The following is a 15274-nucleotide window of genomic DNA, read 5'->3' on the forward strand; positions in this document are numbered from 1 at the left end:
GACTGCGTGACTGGTTAGCCCGGCGCGCGCGAGGCGGCCGGCTGCGTGCTGCGAGCCGCGCTTGGCGAAGCGCCTTGCGGCCCGCTGGCGGGCTGCGCTTTTTGCGCATCGTCCGGGTGGACCAGCGCCGCGTCGCCCGGCAAATCCGCCGCGCTCCAGCCGCCGCCCAGCGCCTTCACGAGCGCGACGCTCGCCGCCATGCGCCGGCGCGAGATCGCCACGGCCTGGCGTTCGTTGGTGAGCGCCGTGGTTTGCGCGACCACCACGTCGAGATACGTGATCGCTCCGCTCAAATAGCGATTGTTGATGGTGACGAGCGTGCGCTGCGCGGCATCCACCGCGCGGTCCTGGGCCGTCGCCTCCTGCTCGAGCACGCGCAACGCCGCGAGGTTGTCCTCGACCTCGCCGAAGGCGTCGAGCACCGTCTGGCGATACTGCGCGATGTTCTCGTCATACTGGGCGCGCGCTTCGTTGCGTACCGCCTCGCGTCCGCCGAAGTCGATCAGCGTGCCCGCGAGCGTCGGCCCGAGCGACCAGAAGCGCGCGGGGGCGACGAGCCACTGACTGAAGTTGGTCGCCTCCAACCCGCCCGTGACCGCGAGCATGAGGCTCGGGAAGAACGCCGCCGTCGCCACGCCCACCTGCGCGTTCGCGGCGGCGACGCGGCGCTCGGCAGCCGCGATGTCGGGGCGCCGTTCGAGCAGCGTCGAGGGCACGCCCGGCGGGCTCGCGATCGCGCGCACCGCGTAGGCCTCCTTCGGCGCGGCAGCGAGCGTGAACGTGGAAGGCGACTGTCCGATGAGGATGGCGATGGCATGCTCGAGCTGCGCGCGCTGCACGCCGAGATCGATCGCCTGCGCCTCGGTAGTCTGCAGCTGCGTTTGCGCCTGGCCCACATCGGCGTCGGTGGCGATGCCGCCCGCGTAGCGGTTCTGCGTGAGTTCGAGCGATTCGCGGTAGGCCTTGATCGTGTCCTCGAGCAGTTGGCGTTCGCGGTCGATGCCGCGCAGCTCGAAGTAGTCGGTCGCGAGTTCGGCCTGCATCGAAAGCAGCACGGCCTGCATGTCGGCGGCGCTCGCCTGCGCACTCGCTTTCGCGGCCTCGACGTTGCGCGCGACGCGGCCCCAGATGTCGGGCTCCCAGGTGGCGTCGATACCCAAGGAGTAGTCGTTGATCGTTTGACCGGCTTTCGACGTGTACAGGAGATTCTGCGAGGTGCGGTAGCGCGAAAAGTCGCCGCTCGCCGTCACGAGCGGGAAAAAGCTCGAACGCTGCTGCGCGACGTTCGCGCGCGCCGCGCGAAAGTGCGCCTGCGCGGCCTGCACGTTCTGGTTCGCACTTTCGACCTGGACTTCGAGTGCGTCGAGCCTGGCGTCCTCATAGATCGTCCACCACGCGCCGCGCGACGCGTTGTCCGCGGGCTGCGCAAGCGTCCAGCCTGTGCCTTCGAGTTCCTTGAACGTCGCGGCCACGGGCATCGTCGGGCGCACGTAGTCGGGGCCTACCTTGCAGCCGCCGAGCGCCGCAAGCATGGCCAACGCGAACAGCCGAATCCGCGCGTGCTTCATCATTCGCCCTGCGCCTGCGCGCTGTTGCCCATGTTCCTGCCCGCACCGCTCGCGCCATGCGCCGCACCGGCCTCGTGCTCGCCGTGCTGCTGCACGATGCGCACCGGCGTGCCGTCGACGATCGCGTCCTGCGGATTGACGATCACGCGCTCGTCGCCCGTGAGCCCCGCCGCCACCGCCACTCGCGTGCCGAAGTCGGTGCCGAGCGTGACCTTCACGAGCTTCACGCGGTCTTGCGCATCGACCGTCGCCACCTTCACGCCGTCGGGGCGGAACAGGAAGGCGTTGCCGGGCAGCGTGATCGGCGTGGCCGAGCCGTCGAGCGCGAAGTGGACCTGCGCGTAGGCGCCGGGCAGTAGCTCGCCGCTGCGGTTGTCCACATCGACTTCGACCAGCATGGTGCGCTGCTGCGCGTCGACCGCGCCCGCCGTGCGCGCGACGATGCCGGGAAAGTGCTTGTCCTGCTCCTCGTTGAGCGTGAGGTACGCGTGCTGCTGCACGCGGATCTGCTGCGCGTAAGCCTGCGGCACGTTCGCGTACACGCGCAGACGGTCGGCCTGCGCAAGATGGAACAGCTCCTTTTGCGAGGTGCCGCCGTTGCCTGCGTCGATGAGCGCGCCCACGTCCACGTTGCGCGCCGTGACGATGCCGTCGAAGGGCGCCGTCACGCGTTCGTACGATTGCAGCTGCGAGAGCCGCGAAACGTTGAAGCGCGCGGAGTCGAGCGTGGCCTTTTTCGCGAGCATGTCGCCGACTTTCTCGTCGGCGTCCTGTTTCGCCACCGAGCGCGTTTGCAGCATCTGCGTCCAGCGGTCGGCCGTGGTTTTCGCGAGCGCGTAGTTCGCTTCGGCGTTGGCGAGATCGGCGCGCGCGGCGCGCAACTGGTCGTCCACTTCGGGCGCGTCGATTTCGGCGAGCAGCTGGCCCGCCTTCACGTGCGCGCCGATGTCGAAGTACCACTTGCGCAGGTAACCGCTCGTGCGCGCGTAGATCGGCGTATCGAGAAAGGCCTGCACATTGCCGGGCAGCACGAGGTCGAGCGCGCGCGTCGAGCGCTGCGGCGTGACCACCTGGACGGATAGCGTGCTCGCGGTTTTTGCCTCGCGTTCGAGCGCCGCGTGCGCGCTGTGGCGCGACCAGATGCCCTGCGCCGCGAGGCCGAGCACGATGAGCGCGGCGAGCACGATAGGCCACCGCCGCAGTTTATGAGGCGACGCCTCTTGCGGCGAAGGCGTTTGCGAATGATTCGTCATGACAGGGTATTCATGATTTGGGCACCACGTTTTCACTGGCGCGCTGGCGGCGCTCGCCGAGCTTGCGGTAGATGAGCGAGAACACCACCGGTACGAAGATTAGCGTGGCGAGCGTGCCCACCGCGAGGCCGCCGATCACCGCGCGCCCGAGCGGTGCGTTCTGCTCGCCGCCTTCGCCAAGGCCGATGGCCATCGGCACCATGCCGATCACCATGGCGAGCGCCGTCATGAGCACCGGGCGAAAGCGCGTGTAGCCCGCTTCGATCGCGGCGCGCGCCGCGTCGCCGTGCAGGCGCAACTGCTCGCGCGCAAAGCTGATGACGAGAATGGAGTTCGCCGTGGCGATGCCGATACACATGATCGCGCCCGTGAGCGCCGGAATGGACAGCGTGGTGTGCGTGAGGAACAGCATCCAGACAATGCCCGCGAGCGCGCCCGGCAGCGCCGTGATGATGATGAACGGATCGAGCCACGACTGGAAGTTCACGACGATCAGCAGATACACGAGCACGATCGCGAAGATGAGCCCGCCGAACAGTCCGGAGAACGAATCGTTCATCGTCTGGACCTGACCGCGCAGCTTGATGCTCGACGTCTTCGGCAGTTCGCTGCGCGTCTGGTCGATGATCTTCGCGATGTCGTCGGAAACGGCGCCCAGGTCGCGCCCGTCGGCGGTGCCGTAAATGTCGATGGTGGTCTGCGCGTTGTAGTGCGTGACCACCGCGTCGCCCGACACGCGCTGCATGCTCGCGAGCGAGCCGAGTATGTTGCTGCGCCCGTTCGCGGTGAGCGGAATGTTGGCGAGCGATTGCAGCGAATCGATCGTGTATTGCGGGGCTTCGGTCACGACGTTGTAGCTCACGCCGTTGACCGGATTGAGCCAGAACGTGGGCGTGGTCTGCTGGCTGCCCGAGAGCGTGATGAGCAGGTCGCTCGCCACGTCCTTCTGCGTGAAGCCCGCCTGCTGCGCGCGCGTGCGGTCCACGTCGATGAAGATGCGCGGCAGGTCCGCGGGCTGCTGGATGCGCGCGTCGGCGAAACCGGGCACGCCGCGCAGCCGCGCGAGCAGCGTCGCCGCGAACGCGCGGTTGCCGGCCACGTCGCGGCCCACGATCTGCACGTCGATGGGCGAGGGCATGCCGAAGTTCAGCGTCTGGCTCACGATATCGGCGGGCAGGAAGGCGAACTGCACGCCCGGAAACTCGTCGTTGAGCGTGCGGCGCAAGAGGCGCACGTAGCCGGCGGTGGCATGATGGTCCTCGTTCAACGAGATCAGCACGTCGGCGTCGGACGTGCCGAAGGTGCCCGTGTTGCTGTATGAGAGGTTGATGCCCGAGACCGGCAGGCCGATGTTGTCGATGATCGAATGCAGCTCGCGCGGCGGAATCAGCGTGCGCACGCGCTTGTCGATACGGTCGACGAGCACGGCGGTTTCCTCGACACGCATGCCCGTTTTCGCGCGCACGTGCAGTGCGATGGTGCCCGCATCGACCTGCGGAAAGAAGTCGCGCCCGAGGAACGGCATGAGTAGCAGCGACGCGCCACAGCAGGCGAGAAACGCCACGACGAACCACACAGGATGCTTCACCCGCGCCGTGAGAAACACGCGATAGCGCTCGCGCAGCCCCTCGAAGCCACGCTCGAACGCGAGGTGCACGCGCATGAACGGATTGCGCGTCGTGCCATGCAGGTGATGCGGGTCGGCGGCCTTGTGATGATGGCGCATCAGGTATTTCGCGAGTGTGGGCACGAGCGTACGCGAGAAGAAGTACGACGCCAGCATCGCGAACACCACGGCTTCCGCGAGCGGAATGAAGAGGTAGTGCGCCACGCCCGTGAGCAGGAACATCGGCACGAACACGATGCAGATGGAGAGCGTGGAGACGAGCGTGGGAATCGCGATCTGATGCGCGCCGTCGAGAATCGCCTGTTCCAGCGTCTTGCCTTGTTCCAGTTGCTGGCTGATGTTCTCGATCGCGACCGTTGCGTCGTCAACCAGAATGCCGACCGCGAGCGCGAGCCCGCCCAGCGTCATGATGTTGATGGTCTCGCCGAGCGCCGCGAGCACGATCACCGAGGTGATCATCGAAAGCGGAATTGAGATCGCGATGATGAGCGTGGCGCGCCAGTTGCCGAGGAACAGCAGGATCATGAGCGCCGTGAGGGCCGCCGCGATGAGCGCTTCGCGCAGCACGCCCTGCACGGAGGCGCGCACGAAGACCGACTGGTCGGCGACCGGATCGATATTGAGTGAGCTCGGCACGAGATTGCGCAGCGTCGGCATCATCTCCTTGATGCGGTCCACGATCTCGAGCGTGGACGTATTGCCGCTCTTGTTGATGGTGAGCAGCGAGGCGCGTTGGCCGTCCACGCGCACGATATTGGTTTGCGGCACGTAGCCGTCGCGCACGTGCGCCACGTCGCGGATATAGATCGTGCCGCTCGCCGTGGTTTTCACGGGAATGTCGTTCAGGCCCGCTAAGCTGTCGGGGCTTGCATTCATCGTCACCGAATATTCGGTCGCGCCTATTTTGGCCGTCCCCGAAGGCAGGATGAGGTTCTGCGCGCTGATCGCGTTCACCACGTCCATGGGCGAGAGATTGTGCTGCTGCAGCGCGCGCTGGTTGATGTCGACCATGATCTGCCGCTGCTTGCCGCCATAGGGCAGCGGCGCGGAGGCGCCCGGCACGGTCGCGAGCTGCGTCTTCAGGAAGTTGTTGCCGTAGTCGAACAACGCCTGCTCGGTCAGCTGCGGCGAGGAAAGCGACAGCCGCAGGATCGGCACCGTCGAGGCGTTGTAGCGCAGGATGAACGGCGGCTGGATGCCGGGCGGTAGCGAGCGCAGCTGCGCCTGTGACAGCGCCGTGACTTCGGCGAGCGCTTCCTGGATATTGGCATGCGGCTGGAAGAAGATCTTCACGACCGCGATGCCGTTCAGCGACGTCGATTCGGTGTGCTCGATATCGTTCACTGCCACGGAAAGGCCGCGCTCGTAGTTGAGCACGATGCGCTTTTCCATCTCGTCGGCGGGCAGACCCGTGTAGGTCCAGATCACCGAGAGCACCGGAATGTCGATGTTCGGGAAGATGTCCGTGGGCGTGCGCAGGATCGTCAGCGGCCCGACGATCAAAAGCAGCAACGCGAGCACGACGAACGTGTACGGGCGCTTGAGCGCGAGTCGAACGATCCACATGGAACGGCGGGTTCCTTCGCTGGTGGCGGAGTCTGGCTCGCGCGGCTGGTCTGGCCGCGGTGGCGAGCGTTCAGGTTATCGGTATCGTGGCCGGCTATCATGGCGCGCGTGAGGTCTTTGCCTGTGCTGCGCCGGGCCTTTGTGGTGCACGGTTGGGACAGGACTATAGCGCCAGTCCCCCTGCATCAGCGTACTTTTTCAGGGACTGCCCTAGCAAGGTCGCGAAGAATGGGGTTTACCATCTGTTACAGTCAGGTTTTCGTAAGATGCGTGAGCGAAGCGGGGCGGGGCTGTGGCGGCACAGGGCGCCGTGAGCCCGGCGCCGTTGATACACCCCCCTATTTTTTCGCTTTGCTCGCGCGCTCAAACAAGCAACAATGGGGATGCCAAGGGTCCGGCCGTGCTTAAGCGCGCGGCGCGAGCGGGTCGCCCGAGGCGAGTTTGGATGCGCGCGCAACCGATGGTGCGCATCGGTTTTTTTGTCAGCATGCCGACCGGCCTTCCTTCGAGGAAGCTGGCGAAGGTAGCGAGGTAACGGGGAAACATCATGCAAATCGGTTCTATCGTCCGTACCGTTCATATCGCCGTGCCCCAGGGCGCACGCGGCATCGTGATGCGCATTCTCGGCGACATGGCGATGGTGACGTGGTATGCCGGGGAGCCCGGCACGTCGGCGCAGCTCAACACCGAGCCCTTTTTTCTTGAAGATCTGATCGATACGGGCGAGCACGTCATGCCCGCCGGCGCGCAGATCCACTGAGCCTGGGCCCTGTGACACGTTGACGAGGCGCTGCGTCTCGTCGCAGGGTTGTGCCCCGCGTTTGTATTCATCGAGTCTGCCGTGTGCACCGATTGCTCGCCGGCAGTGCCCGCAAGAGGCACAATTGCGGGTATGAATTACGATCCTTCTCCTGTCCCGGGCGGCCCTTCCGGTCCCGGCGACCAGCAAGCCGCGCCCTACGCGCGCCTCACGCCCGAATGCGTGCTCGACGCCGTCGACGGCGTGCTGATCCCAGCCGAGCACCGCACGGATGGCCGCATGCTCGCGCTCAACAGCTACGAGAACCGCGTGTACCAGGTGGGCGTGGAAGACGGGCCGCCGCTCATCGCCAAGTTCTATCGCCCCGGGCGCTGGAGCGACGAGGTGATCCTCGAAGAGCACGCATTCGTCGCCGAACTCGCCGCGCGCGAGATTCCAGCCGTGCCTGCGCTCGCCTTCGAAGGGCGCACGCTGCACGAGTTCGACGGGTTTCGCTTCTCGCTGTTCGAGCGGCGCGGCGGCCGCGCGCCTGATCTCGACCGCAGCGACACGCTCGAATGGCTAGGCCGTTTCATCGGCCGCATTCACGCCGTGGGCGCGACCCAGCCGTACCAGGCACGCCCCACGCTCGACATCCAAACCTACGGCTACGAGCCGCGCACGTATCTGCTCGAACACGGTTTCGTGCCCGAGGACCTGCGCGAGGCGTGGCGGACCGCCGTGACGCTCGCGCTCGAAGGCGTGGAGGCGGCATTCGAGCGGGCAGGCGAAACGCGCTCGTTGCGCCTGCACGGCGACTGCCATCCGAGCAACGTGCTCTGGACCGACGCCGGCCCGCATTTCGTGGACTTCGACGACAGCCGCATGGGTCCCGCTATCCAGGATTTCTGGCTGCTTTTGCCCGGCGATCGCGCAGGCGCTTCGCGTGCGATGGCGGATTTGCTCGCCGGCTACGAGGACTTCTGCGATTTCGAGCCGCGCGAGCTGCATCTCGTCGAAGCGCTGCGCACGCTGCGTCTCATCCACTACTCGGCCTGGCTCGCGCGCCGCTGGCACGATCCCGCGTTTCCGGCCGCCTTCCCATGGTTCAACACGCAGCGCTACTGGGAAGAGCGCATTCTCGAACTGCGCGAGCAGATCGGCGCGATGCAGGAAGGGCCGCTCTGGCCCGTGTGAACGTCGTGCGCCGGCTCACTGCGCGCTTGCCGGACTATCCAGCGCGGCGCCCTGGGCCGACGGCTTGACGATCAACTGCGCGCGCAGGTCGCGTGCCATCGTCTCGAACGCGGGGCGCATCTGCGCGAAATCGTCGGCGCTGCATACGTCGCTCGCGAAATGCGTTTGACCGGTGCGCGTGACGCGCAGCACATTCGCCTGCGGGTCGAGCGCGTACTGCGAAGTGAAATCGATGAAACGGTTGTCGGCGTGCTGCGCGATGGGCACGTCGAGCACGCGCATGCCCGGCGGCAGCACGATGCGCGTGCGCTCGGTCATTACCACGTTGCGGCACACGAAGGGCTGCGTGCGCCGCGATTCGCCGAGCCAGTAGCGCAGATTCGCGTCGAGCCCGCCCACGAAGCTCGTGAGCGTGGGCACGGGCGTGGTCATTTCAGGGTCGACGAAGCCGTCGAAGGTGCCCGTGAGCGTGAGCACGAGCGGGCCCGCCGTGGCCTCGAGCGGGCTGGAGGCGAGCGTGGCGCTGCCGCGCAGATTGGCGTTGCGCAGCTCCCATTGCAGCGACTCTTCGCGCTGCGCCGGCGTTTGCAGGCGCAGCACGCTGCGCGTCTGTTCGGCGGACCAGCCCTCTGCCTGCAAGCGGTAGATGAAGCGCGCCGAGCCGTCGGGCGCGACCGTGATGTCGAGATCGCTCTCGCGCGTGGTCGTGGCCGTGGCGGGCGTGCGGACCTGCGTGCCGTCGCCGGCGAGCACGGCCTCGCGGTCCATGTCCGTCGACGGCAAATAGCCGAACTCGATGTTGCTCGCCGTGGAATCCGCGAACATCTGCAAATCGGGCAGCCAGGTGATGACGTGATTGATCACGCCGAAGCCGGGTACGCTCGGCAGCGAGTAGACCGTGCCGCTGTTCACGAGCGCCGGCACGCTGCGGATGCCCACGGCGCCGAGCAGCGCACCGTAGAGCGCAACGTGGTCCTTGCAGTCGCCGTAGCGGTTCGCGAGCACGTCGGTTACGCGGTGCGGCACGATCTCGCCGCGTCCGATATTCATCGCCACGTAGCGGATGTTGCGGCGCACCCAGTCGTAGAGCGTTTGCGCCCTGGCGCGCGGGGTGTCGTCGTGCGCCGTGAGTGTCTGCGCAAGGCGCACGATGGCCGGGTCGCGCACGGTGGGATCCGCCGCCGCCTCGCGATAGACCTTTGCGAAGGCCGCGTAGTCGGGGAAGGTGGACACCATCAGCCGGTCGCCGTAGCTCACGTAGGCGACCGAGCCATATTCGAGGCGCTCGAAATTCGCTTTGTCATAGCGGTACTCGTAGCGTGTGCGGCCGTTCACCGTGGCGGGCGGCAGCACGATGAGGCCGCGCGCGTCGGCGTAGAGCGGGACTTTCGCGGGCAGGTCGTAGATCACGCGGAAGTTGTGCGTGGGCGCGAGGTCGGGCGGCGTGAAGTCGCTGAACCAGCCGGGCACGAGCGGCACGCGCTGGATCTTGCGCCACGTGAGATGCACGCGCGCGCCCGGCTCCACGGCCGGGAACACGATCACCTTGTCCTGGACGTCCTGGAACATCGGGGCGTCGAACGAGCGCACTTCCTGCACGTCGCGGATCTGCTCTGGGCGCACGTCGTGACGCCCGCCCTGGGCGTCCTCGGTCCACGCTTCGAGCACGTCCACGTGGGCCATCTCGCGGTTGAACCACACGTAATACTGGCCCGCGCGCGCAATGCCGGCCTCCGTGTTCACGCGCAGGGTGAGCGAGTCGAGCTTGGTGTACGAGCCGTCCGCATTGACGGTGAAGGTCTGCGTTTCCGCTTCGTTGGTGTAGGGCGCCTGCGCGGCGCTGCCCGCCGGATTCAGCGTGCCCGCTTCGAGGGGCACCGGGGTGAGCTGCGCCACGCCCGGGCGCAGGTCGGCGGCGAAGGTTCCCGTGGCGGGGCCGAGCACGGCTAGGCAAAGAGCGAGAGCGAGGCGCATGAGGGGCTCGGCAGGTGGCGGGTCGCGGATAGGCGCTACTCCTGCCACTTAAAAGTCATGTAACCCGCTTGTCAAGCGGATGGCCCGCACACCGCCCGCAGGGGCCCCTGTATCGAGCATTGAGTCTAAATGCTGGGCCGCGCAACGAAATGGCCGCCCGCATGGTTCTCCGTGGCTTCATACGGCGCTGCCGCCGATTTGCTGCGCGCGCAACAATCGAAGAAGTGCGGCGTCGCGCGGGCCGTTGTATGGCATATGTATGTTTACCTCATATTGCCAAGGCGGCGGTTGGGGACTAAGGTTCGTGCAGCCGTCAAGCGGCAATTAAGTGTTCTATGCGTTTGCGCATAAAAAGAGCACGAAAGACCACGCCTACCAACAGCCATTTTGGATGGGACCAGAGCGAGCGCTCACCCCGCGCGCTCAACCTCTGGTCGACTCGGGAGATCCCATGAGCAGCGTTGCAGATTCGACGCGCGGTGCGCAAAGCGCACCTTTCTTTTCCAAAGAGGCGACCATCGCCCCGCCGGGCTTTTCGCGCTGGATGGTGCCGCCCGCCGCGCTGGCCGTGCATTTGTGCATCGGCCAGGCCTACGCGTTTTCCGTGTTCAACGCGCCGCTCACGAAGGTGATCGGCATTACGCAGTCCGCGTCCGATGACTGGTCGCTCACCACGCTTGGCTGGATTTTCTCGCTGGCCATCGTCTTTCTCGGCCTTTCCGCCGCGTTTGGCGGCAAGTGGCTCGAACGTGTGGGCCCGCGCCGCACGATGTTTACCGCCGCGTGCTGCTTTGGCGGCGGTTTCCTCGTTTCCGCGCTCGGCGTGTACCTGCATCAGATCGCGCTGCTCTATCTAGGCTACGGCGTGATTGGCGGAATCGGCCTCGGGCTCGGCTACGTCTCGCCGGTTTCGACGCTGATCCGCTGGTTCCCTGACCGCCGCGGCATGGCAACCGGCCTCGCGATCATGGGCTTCGGCGGCGGCGCGATGATCGCCGCGCCGCTGTCCGTCATGCTGATGAAGCATTTCGCGAGCGACACGAGCGTGGGCGTCGCCCAGACCTTCGTGGTGCTCGGCGTGGCGTACTTCATCTCGATGACGATCGGCGCCATCACCATCCGCGTGCCCGCGCCGGACTGGAAGCCGGCTGGCTGGACGCCGCCCGTCGTGGCGAAGAAGCTCGTGTCGAACCAGCACGTGCACATCGACCAGGCGCTCAAGACACCGCAGTTCTACCTGATCTGGCTCGTGCTGTTCCTCAACGTGACGGCCGGCATCGGCATTCTGGGCCAGGCCTCGGTCATGATCCAGGAAAGCTTCAAGGACACCGTGAGCGCCGGCGCGGCGGCGGGCTTCGTCGGCCTGCTCTCGCTCTTCAACATGGGCGGGCGCTTCGTGTGGGCTTCGGCTTCCGACTGGGTGGGCCGCAAGAGCACCTACTTCATCTTCTTCGTGTTCGGCGCGGTGCTCTATTACGCGGTGCCGCAGTTCGCGCAGAGCGGCAATATCGTGTTCTTCGTGCTCGCGTTCTGCCTGATTCTCTCGATGTACGGCGGCGGCTTCTCGACCGTGCCCGCGTATCTCGCGGACATGTTCGGTACGGCGTTCGTCGGCGGCATTCACGGCCGCCTGCTCACCGCGTGGGCCGCGGCGGGCGTGGCGGGCCCGGTGCTCGTGAACTACGTGCGTGCGTACCAGGTCGCGCACGGCGTGGCGAAGGCCGACGCGTACACGATGACCGTGCACATCATGGCTTCGCTGCTCGTGATCGGCTTCATCTGCAATTTGGTCGTGCGCCGCGTGGACGCGAAGCATCACATGAGCGAGACGCAACTCGCCGCCGGTAAATAAGGAGGAACGCGCAATGTCTATTCAAGCTGCCCCGAAATCGTCGAACAAGGCGCTGATGGCGGTCTTCTGGCTCTACGTGCTGGTGCCGCTCGTATGGGGCGTGACCAACACGCTCGCGCAGGCGATGAAGCTGTTCGGCTGATGCCGTGACGCCCGAGTGAAGCGAGGCGGCGTGAGCCGCCCATCGAAGCAACCCGTACTGCGGGCCGCCGACGAAAGTCGCGGCCCGCGGTTTTTTTGGGGCGCGTAGTCAGGCGCTCGAAGCCGCATTGGCCGCGCACGTTCGGGGCGATCCCTCGCCGCACCGCAGTACGATGCGTTTTCATACGCGGCTGCCGGAGACGGGCGATGGTGCGGCTCATGATGATCCTGCTGGGCGTGGAGTATCTGCGCGAGCGCTGGCGCGGCGTGATGGCGGCGGGCGTGGTGAGCGCGATGGCGTGGACGCCGGGACTCACGCTCGACTATGCGCGCGCGTTGAGCATGCTGGCCGATCCGCGGCCTTCGGGATGGACGCGCATGCTCAGATCGCTGCGCGCGTCGATGCTAAGACGTGAACGCAGGCACGAACGCGAGCGGCGGCGCGAGACGGACCACGACGGGCGCTCGCCTCACGCTTGAAGCATCGCGACCACACGAGGCCGCTTCACACATCGCACGTCGATCCCGCTCCTGCCGCCTGTTCGCGCGCGGCTTTGGCGCCTTCCACCTGGAGAATGGTCGGCAGCGAGACGCCGTTCTTCGCCGCCGTGACTTCCGCGAGGATCGACACGGCGATTTCCGGCGGCGTGCGGCTGCCGATGTAAATGCCCACCGGCCCATGCAGCCGCGCGAGTTCCGCTTCGCTCAGGTCGAACTCCTTGAGCCGCTCGCGCCGCGCCGCGTTGTTGCGCCGCGAGCCCAGCGCGCCCACGTAGAACGCGGGCGTCTTGAGCGCTTCCATCAGCGCGAGGTCGTCGAGCTTCGGGTCGTGCGTGAGCGCGATCACGGCGCAGCGTTCGTCGAGCTTCATATCGAGCACCGTGTCGTCGGGCATGGTGCGTACGAGGGCCGTGCCGGCCACGTCCCAGGTGTCGGTGTATTCCTCGCGCGGGTCGCACACCGTCACCTGGTAATCGAGCCCTACCGCGATCTGGCAGAGATAGCGCGAGAGTTGCCCCGCGCCGATCACCAGCATGCGGTAGCGCGGCCCGTGGATCGTGAGCAGGCGCGCGTCGTCGAAGTCCACGCCATCGGTCGCTTTCGCGGGGCCGAGCGTGGCGCGCCCGGTCGCCATGTCGAGTGTGCGCGCAACGAGTTCGCCGCGCTCGACGGTTTCGAGCAGTTCGCGAATGCCCGAGGCTTCGGAGAGCGGTTCGAGCACGAGCTGGATCGTGCCGCCGCATGGCAGTCCGAAACGATGCGCCTCTTCCGCCGTGATGCCGTACTTCACGGCTTCGGGCCTGGCGATCGTCACGCCTTCGCGGCGCACGCGGTCGATCAGATCGTCCTCGATGCAGCCGCCCGAAACGGAGCCGACCACGAGGCCGTCGTCGCGCACCACGAGCATCGCGCCTTCGGGGCGCGGCGACGAGCCCCACGTTTTCACCACCGTCACCAGCAGCGCGCGGTGCCCTGCGTCGAGCCAGTGCACGCCGGATTTCAGGACTTCGAGATCCACGCTGTCCATGATCGTTTCCTCTTCGGTGTTTCCTCTGCGCCTTCGCCTTGCGGCTGGGCTTCTGCGTCGCTGGCGGCAAGTGCCGCCGCTTCGTCGGCATTTTGCTGCGCCTCGCCGCCCAGCTGTTCCCCGAAACGCTTGAAAAACTCGCCGGCGATCTTGCGCGCCGCGCCGTCCACGAGCCGCGAGCCAATCTGTGCGAGCTTGCCGCCCACCTGGGCATTCGCGGTGTAAGTGAGCGTGGTGGACTCGTCGCCGGCAGATTCGAGCTTCACGTGCGCGTCGCCCTTGCCGAAGCCCGCTGCGCCGCCCTGACCCTCGAAGACGATCGTGTAGCTGTTCGGTGCGTCGATATCGGCGAGCTGCATGCGGCCCTTGAAGCGCGCCTTCACCGGGCCTACCGCGGCGGTCAGCGCGACGGCGTAGGCGTTCTCGCCGTCGGCTTCGATGCTTTCGCAGCCCGGTATGCACGCCTTGAGGATCGCCGTGTCGTTGAGCGCTTCCCAGGCGCGCCGTTGCGGCACCGGCAGCGTGTGGCTTTCGGTCAGCTCCATCATGTTTCTCCTTGTGCCGGGCGCTCCTGCGACGTGTGCAATGCGCGTGCCGGTTTTGCCAGATGAGGTGCCGTTCGAGGCGCATGCCCAATCGGCGCGGCTTCGCACAGGCTGCGCGCGAACGCTTCGAGGCTGTCGAGATTGTGGACGGGGTAGTGCGCGTCGACGTGGGGCAGCATCGCCTGCACGCCGCGCGCCTTGGGCGCGAAATCGCGGTAACGCAAGAGCGGATTGAGCCAGACCACGCGATGCGCGAAGCGGTGCAAACGCGCCATCTCCTCGCCGAGCAGGCTGCATGCATCGTGATCGAGCCCATCGGTAACGATGAGCACCGTCGCGCGGCCGCCGAGCATGCGGCGCGCCCAGCGGCGGTTGAACTCCGCGAGCGCGGCGCCGATGCGCGTGCCGCCCGACCAGTCCGCGACCTGGGTGGCGAGCTGGGCGAGCGCGACGTCGGGGTCGCGTTCGCGCAGCGCGCGCGTGGCGTGCGTCAGGCGCGTGCCGAACAGGAACACCTGCAGGCGTTCGCGCGACTGCAGCAGCGCGTGGCAGAAGTAGAGCACCGCGCGCGAGTAGCTGCTCATCGAGCCAGAAATGTCGAGCAGCAGCACGAGCGGCAGCTTGCGCTCCACGGGCGCGCGATATTTCCACACGGTCCAGTCGCCGCCCGCCCGCACCGCGTGGCGCGCGCTCGCGCGCAGATCGGCGTGGGTGCCGCGCGATGACGCCTTCAGGCGCCGCGTGCGAACGGTGGCGAGCGGCAGGCGGCGCGCGCGGATCAGGTGGCGCAGCGCGCGCCATTCGTCGGCGGTGAGCGTGTCGAAGTCGCGCTGGCGCAGGCGTTCTTCGGCGCTGAACGTGGCGTGCGCGCGCAACTCGTGTTCTTCGTGCGAGGGCGGTGGCTTCGCGCCGGGGCGATTGGCAGGACGCGCCGCGAGCGCGTCGGCGAGGCGGTTGTTGCGGCGCGGCGGCGGCACGCCGCCTTGCACCTTCGGCAGCAAGAGCGCGCGCAGCTTGCCTTCGAAATCCGGATCGCGCCAGAAAAGGGCGAACGCGGCGTCGAAGATCTCGCGCTCGTCGGGCGCGCTCGTGAGGAGCGCCGCGAGCGCCGCGTGCACGTCGTCGCGGCGGCCGAGGTCGATGTGGCGCAGCGCTTCGATCGCATCGACGGCGCGCGAAGGCGACAGCGGCAGGCCTGCGCCGCGCAGCACGCGCACGAAATGCACGACGTTGCGCGCGAACACGGGCGCGAGGGCGGGCATGGCGGCGGGCGATGTCGTGCGG

12 protein-coding genes are annotated in these 15274 nt (G+C 67.0%); 5 read left to right on the top strand and 7 right to left on the bottom strand.

Going from position 1 to position 15274, the window contains the following annotated elements; translation table 11 throughout:
- Window positions 1-14 precede the first annotated feature (14 nt).
- Genes M3I56_RS29900 through M3I56_RS29910 form a run of 3 tightly spaced genes read right to left on the bottom strand, consistent with a single transcriptional unit; the run spans window position 15 to window position 6014 of the window.
- Window positions 15-1568, bottom strand: coding sequence for an efflux transporter outer membrane subunit (locus tag M3I56_RS29900; RefSeq protein ID WP_254357031.1), 1554 nt, complete (start codon window positions 1566-1568; stop codon window positions 15-17).
- Window positions 1568-2821, bottom strand: a complete 1254-nt coding sequence (locus M3I56_RS29905; RefSeq protein ID WP_254357015.1) for an efflux RND transporter periplasmic adaptor subunit — start codon at window positions 2819-2821, stop codon at window positions 1568-1570. The genes M3I56_RS29900 and M3I56_RS29905 overlap by 1 nt, the downstream gene beginning before the upstream one ends.
- Window positions 2822-2831: 10 nt before the next feature.
- Window positions 2832-6014, bottom strand: a complete 3183-nt coding sequence (locus M3I56_RS29910) for an efflux RND transporter permease subunit (protein WP_254357016.1) — start codon at window positions 6012-6014, stop codon at window positions 2832-2834.
- A 547-nt stretch (window positions 6015-6561) separates the two neighbouring features.
- Here M3I56_RS29910 and M3I56_RS29915 point away from each other — a divergent pair.
- Entirely contained in the window at window positions 6562-6774 is a 213-nt protein-coding gene (locus tag M3I56_RS29915; RefSeq protein WP_028203174.1) for a hypothetical protein, read from the top strand.
- 123 nt (window positions 6775-6897) lie between these two features.
- Window positions 6898-7950 (top strand): serine/threonine protein kinase, encoded by a 1053-nt coding sequence (locus M3I56_RS29920; RefSeq protein ID WP_375541814.1) that lies wholly within the window; start codon window positions 6898-6900, stop codon window positions 7948-7950.
- A gap of 15 nt (window positions 7951-7965) precedes the next feature.
- Here the strand turns inward: M3I56_RS29920 and M3I56_RS29925 are convergent, their stop codons facing one another.
- Window positions 7966-9924, bottom strand: a complete 1959-nt coding sequence (locus M3I56_RS29925; protein ID WP_254357018.1) for a DUF3857 and transglutaminase domain-containing protein — start codon at window positions 9922-9924, stop codon at window positions 7966-7968.
- Window positions 9925-10375: 451 nt separating this feature from the next.
- On the opposite strand from M3I56_RS29925, the gene M3I56_RS29930 reads away from it, so the two are divergent.
- The 3 genes from M3I56_RS29930 to M3I56_RS29940 all read left to right on the top strand — a co-directional run bounded on the left by M3I56_RS29930 (window position 10376) and on the right by M3I56_RS29940 (window position 12397).
- Window positions 10376-11776: an OFA family MFS transporter gene (locus tag M3I56_RS29930; RefSeq protein ID WP_254357019.1), complete on the top strand. Its 1401-nt coding sequence runs from the start codon at window positions 10376-10378 to the stop codon at window positions 11774-11776.
- 13 nt (window positions 11777-11789) lie between these two features.
- The gene (locus tag M3I56_RS29935) at window positions 11790-11918 is read left to right on the top strand and encodes a DUF1145 domain-containing protein (RefSeq protein WP_254357020.1); all 129 of its coding nucleotides are present in this window, start codon (window positions 11790-11792) and stop codon (window positions 11916-11918) included.
- Window positions 11919-12124: 206 nt separating this feature from the next.
- Window positions 12125-12397 (top strand): hypothetical protein, encoded by a 273-nt coding sequence (locus M3I56_RS29940; protein WP_375541813.1) that lies wholly within the window; start codon window positions 12125-12127, stop codon window positions 12395-12397.
- A 25-nt stretch (window positions 12398-12422) separates the two neighbouring features.
- Here M3I56_RS29940 and M3I56_RS29945 read toward each other — a convergent pair whose 3' ends face one another.
- From M3I56_RS29945 to M3I56_RS29955, 3 genes are read right to left on the bottom strand one after another with little or no spacing between them, the layout of a single operon-like run.
- A complete protein-coding gene (locus M3I56_RS29945) occupies window positions 12423-13445 on the bottom strand; it encodes an XdhC family protein (RefSeq protein ID WP_028203170.1) in 1023 nt (340 codons plus the stop codon).
- Window positions 13418-13990, bottom strand: coding sequence for a CoxG family protein (locus M3I56_RS29950; protein ID WP_254357032.1), 573 nt, complete (start codon window positions 13988-13990; stop codon window positions 13418-13420). The genes M3I56_RS29945 and M3I56_RS29950 overlap by 28 nt, the downstream gene beginning before the upstream one ends.
- Window positions 13990-15252, bottom strand: a complete 1263-nt coding sequence (locus M3I56_RS29955) for a VWA domain-containing protein (RefSeq protein WP_254357033.1) — start codon at window positions 15250-15252, stop codon at window positions 13990-13992. The genes M3I56_RS29950 and M3I56_RS29955 overlap by 1 nt, the downstream gene beginning before the upstream one ends.
- Window positions 15253-15274: the final 22 nt, after the last annotated feature.

Origin of the sequence: Paraburkholderia sp. CNPSo 3281 (genome assembly GCF_024206515.1) — a bacterium.
In the GTDB taxonomy this organism is placed as follows: domain Bacteria; phylum Pseudomonadota; class Gammaproteobacteria; order Burkholderiales; family Burkholderiaceae; genus Paraburkholderia; species Paraburkholderia nodosa.

Excerpts from the sequence above, each read along its gene's own strand:
- M3I56_RS29900 (WP_254357031.1), bottom strand. The coding sequence starts at position 1,568 with ATGAAGCACGCGCGGATTCGGCTGTTCGCGTTGGCCATGCTTGCGGCG.
- M3I56_RS29905 (WP_254357015.1), bottom strand. The coding sequence starts at position 2,821 with ATGACGAATCATTCGCAAACGCCTTCGCCGCAAGAGGCGTCGCCTCAT.
- M3I56_RS29910 (WP_254357016.1), bottom strand. The coding sequence starts at position 6,014 with ATGTGGATCGTTCGACTCGCGCTCAAGCGCCCGTACACGTTCGTCGTG.
- M3I56_RS29915 (WP_028203174.1), top strand. The coding sequence starts at position 6,562 with ATGCAAATCGGTTCTATCGTCCGTACCGTTCATATCGCCGTGCCCCAG.
- M3I56_RS29925 (WP_254357018.1), bottom strand. The coding sequence starts at position 9,924 with ATGCGCCTCGCTCTCGCTCTTTGCCTAGCCGTGCTCGGCCCCGCCACG.
- M3I56_RS29930 (WP_254357019.1), top strand. The coding sequence starts at position 10,376 with ATGAGCAGCGTTGCAGATTCGACGCGCGGTGCGCAAAGCGCACCTTTC.
- M3I56_RS29935 (WP_254357020.1), top strand. The coding sequence starts at position 11,790 with ATGTCTATTCAAGCTGCCCCGAAATCGTCGAACAAGGCGCTGATGGCG.
- M3I56_RS29940 (WP_375541813.1), top strand. The coding sequence starts at position 12,125 with ATGGTGCGGCTCATGATGATCCTGCTGGGCGTGGAGTATCTGCGCGAG.
- M3I56_RS29945 (WP_028203170.1), bottom strand. The coding sequence starts at position 13,445 with ATGGACAGCGTGGATCTCGAAGTCCTGAAATCCGGCGTGCACTGGCTC.
- M3I56_RS29950 (WP_254357032.1), bottom strand. The coding sequence starts at position 13,990 with ATGGAGCTGACCGAAAGCCACACGCTGCCGGTGCCGCAACGGCGCGCC.
- M3I56_RS29955 (WP_254357033.1), bottom strand. The coding sequence starts at position 15,252 with ATGCCCGCCCTCGCGCCCGTGTTCGCGCGCAACGTCGTGCATTTCGTG.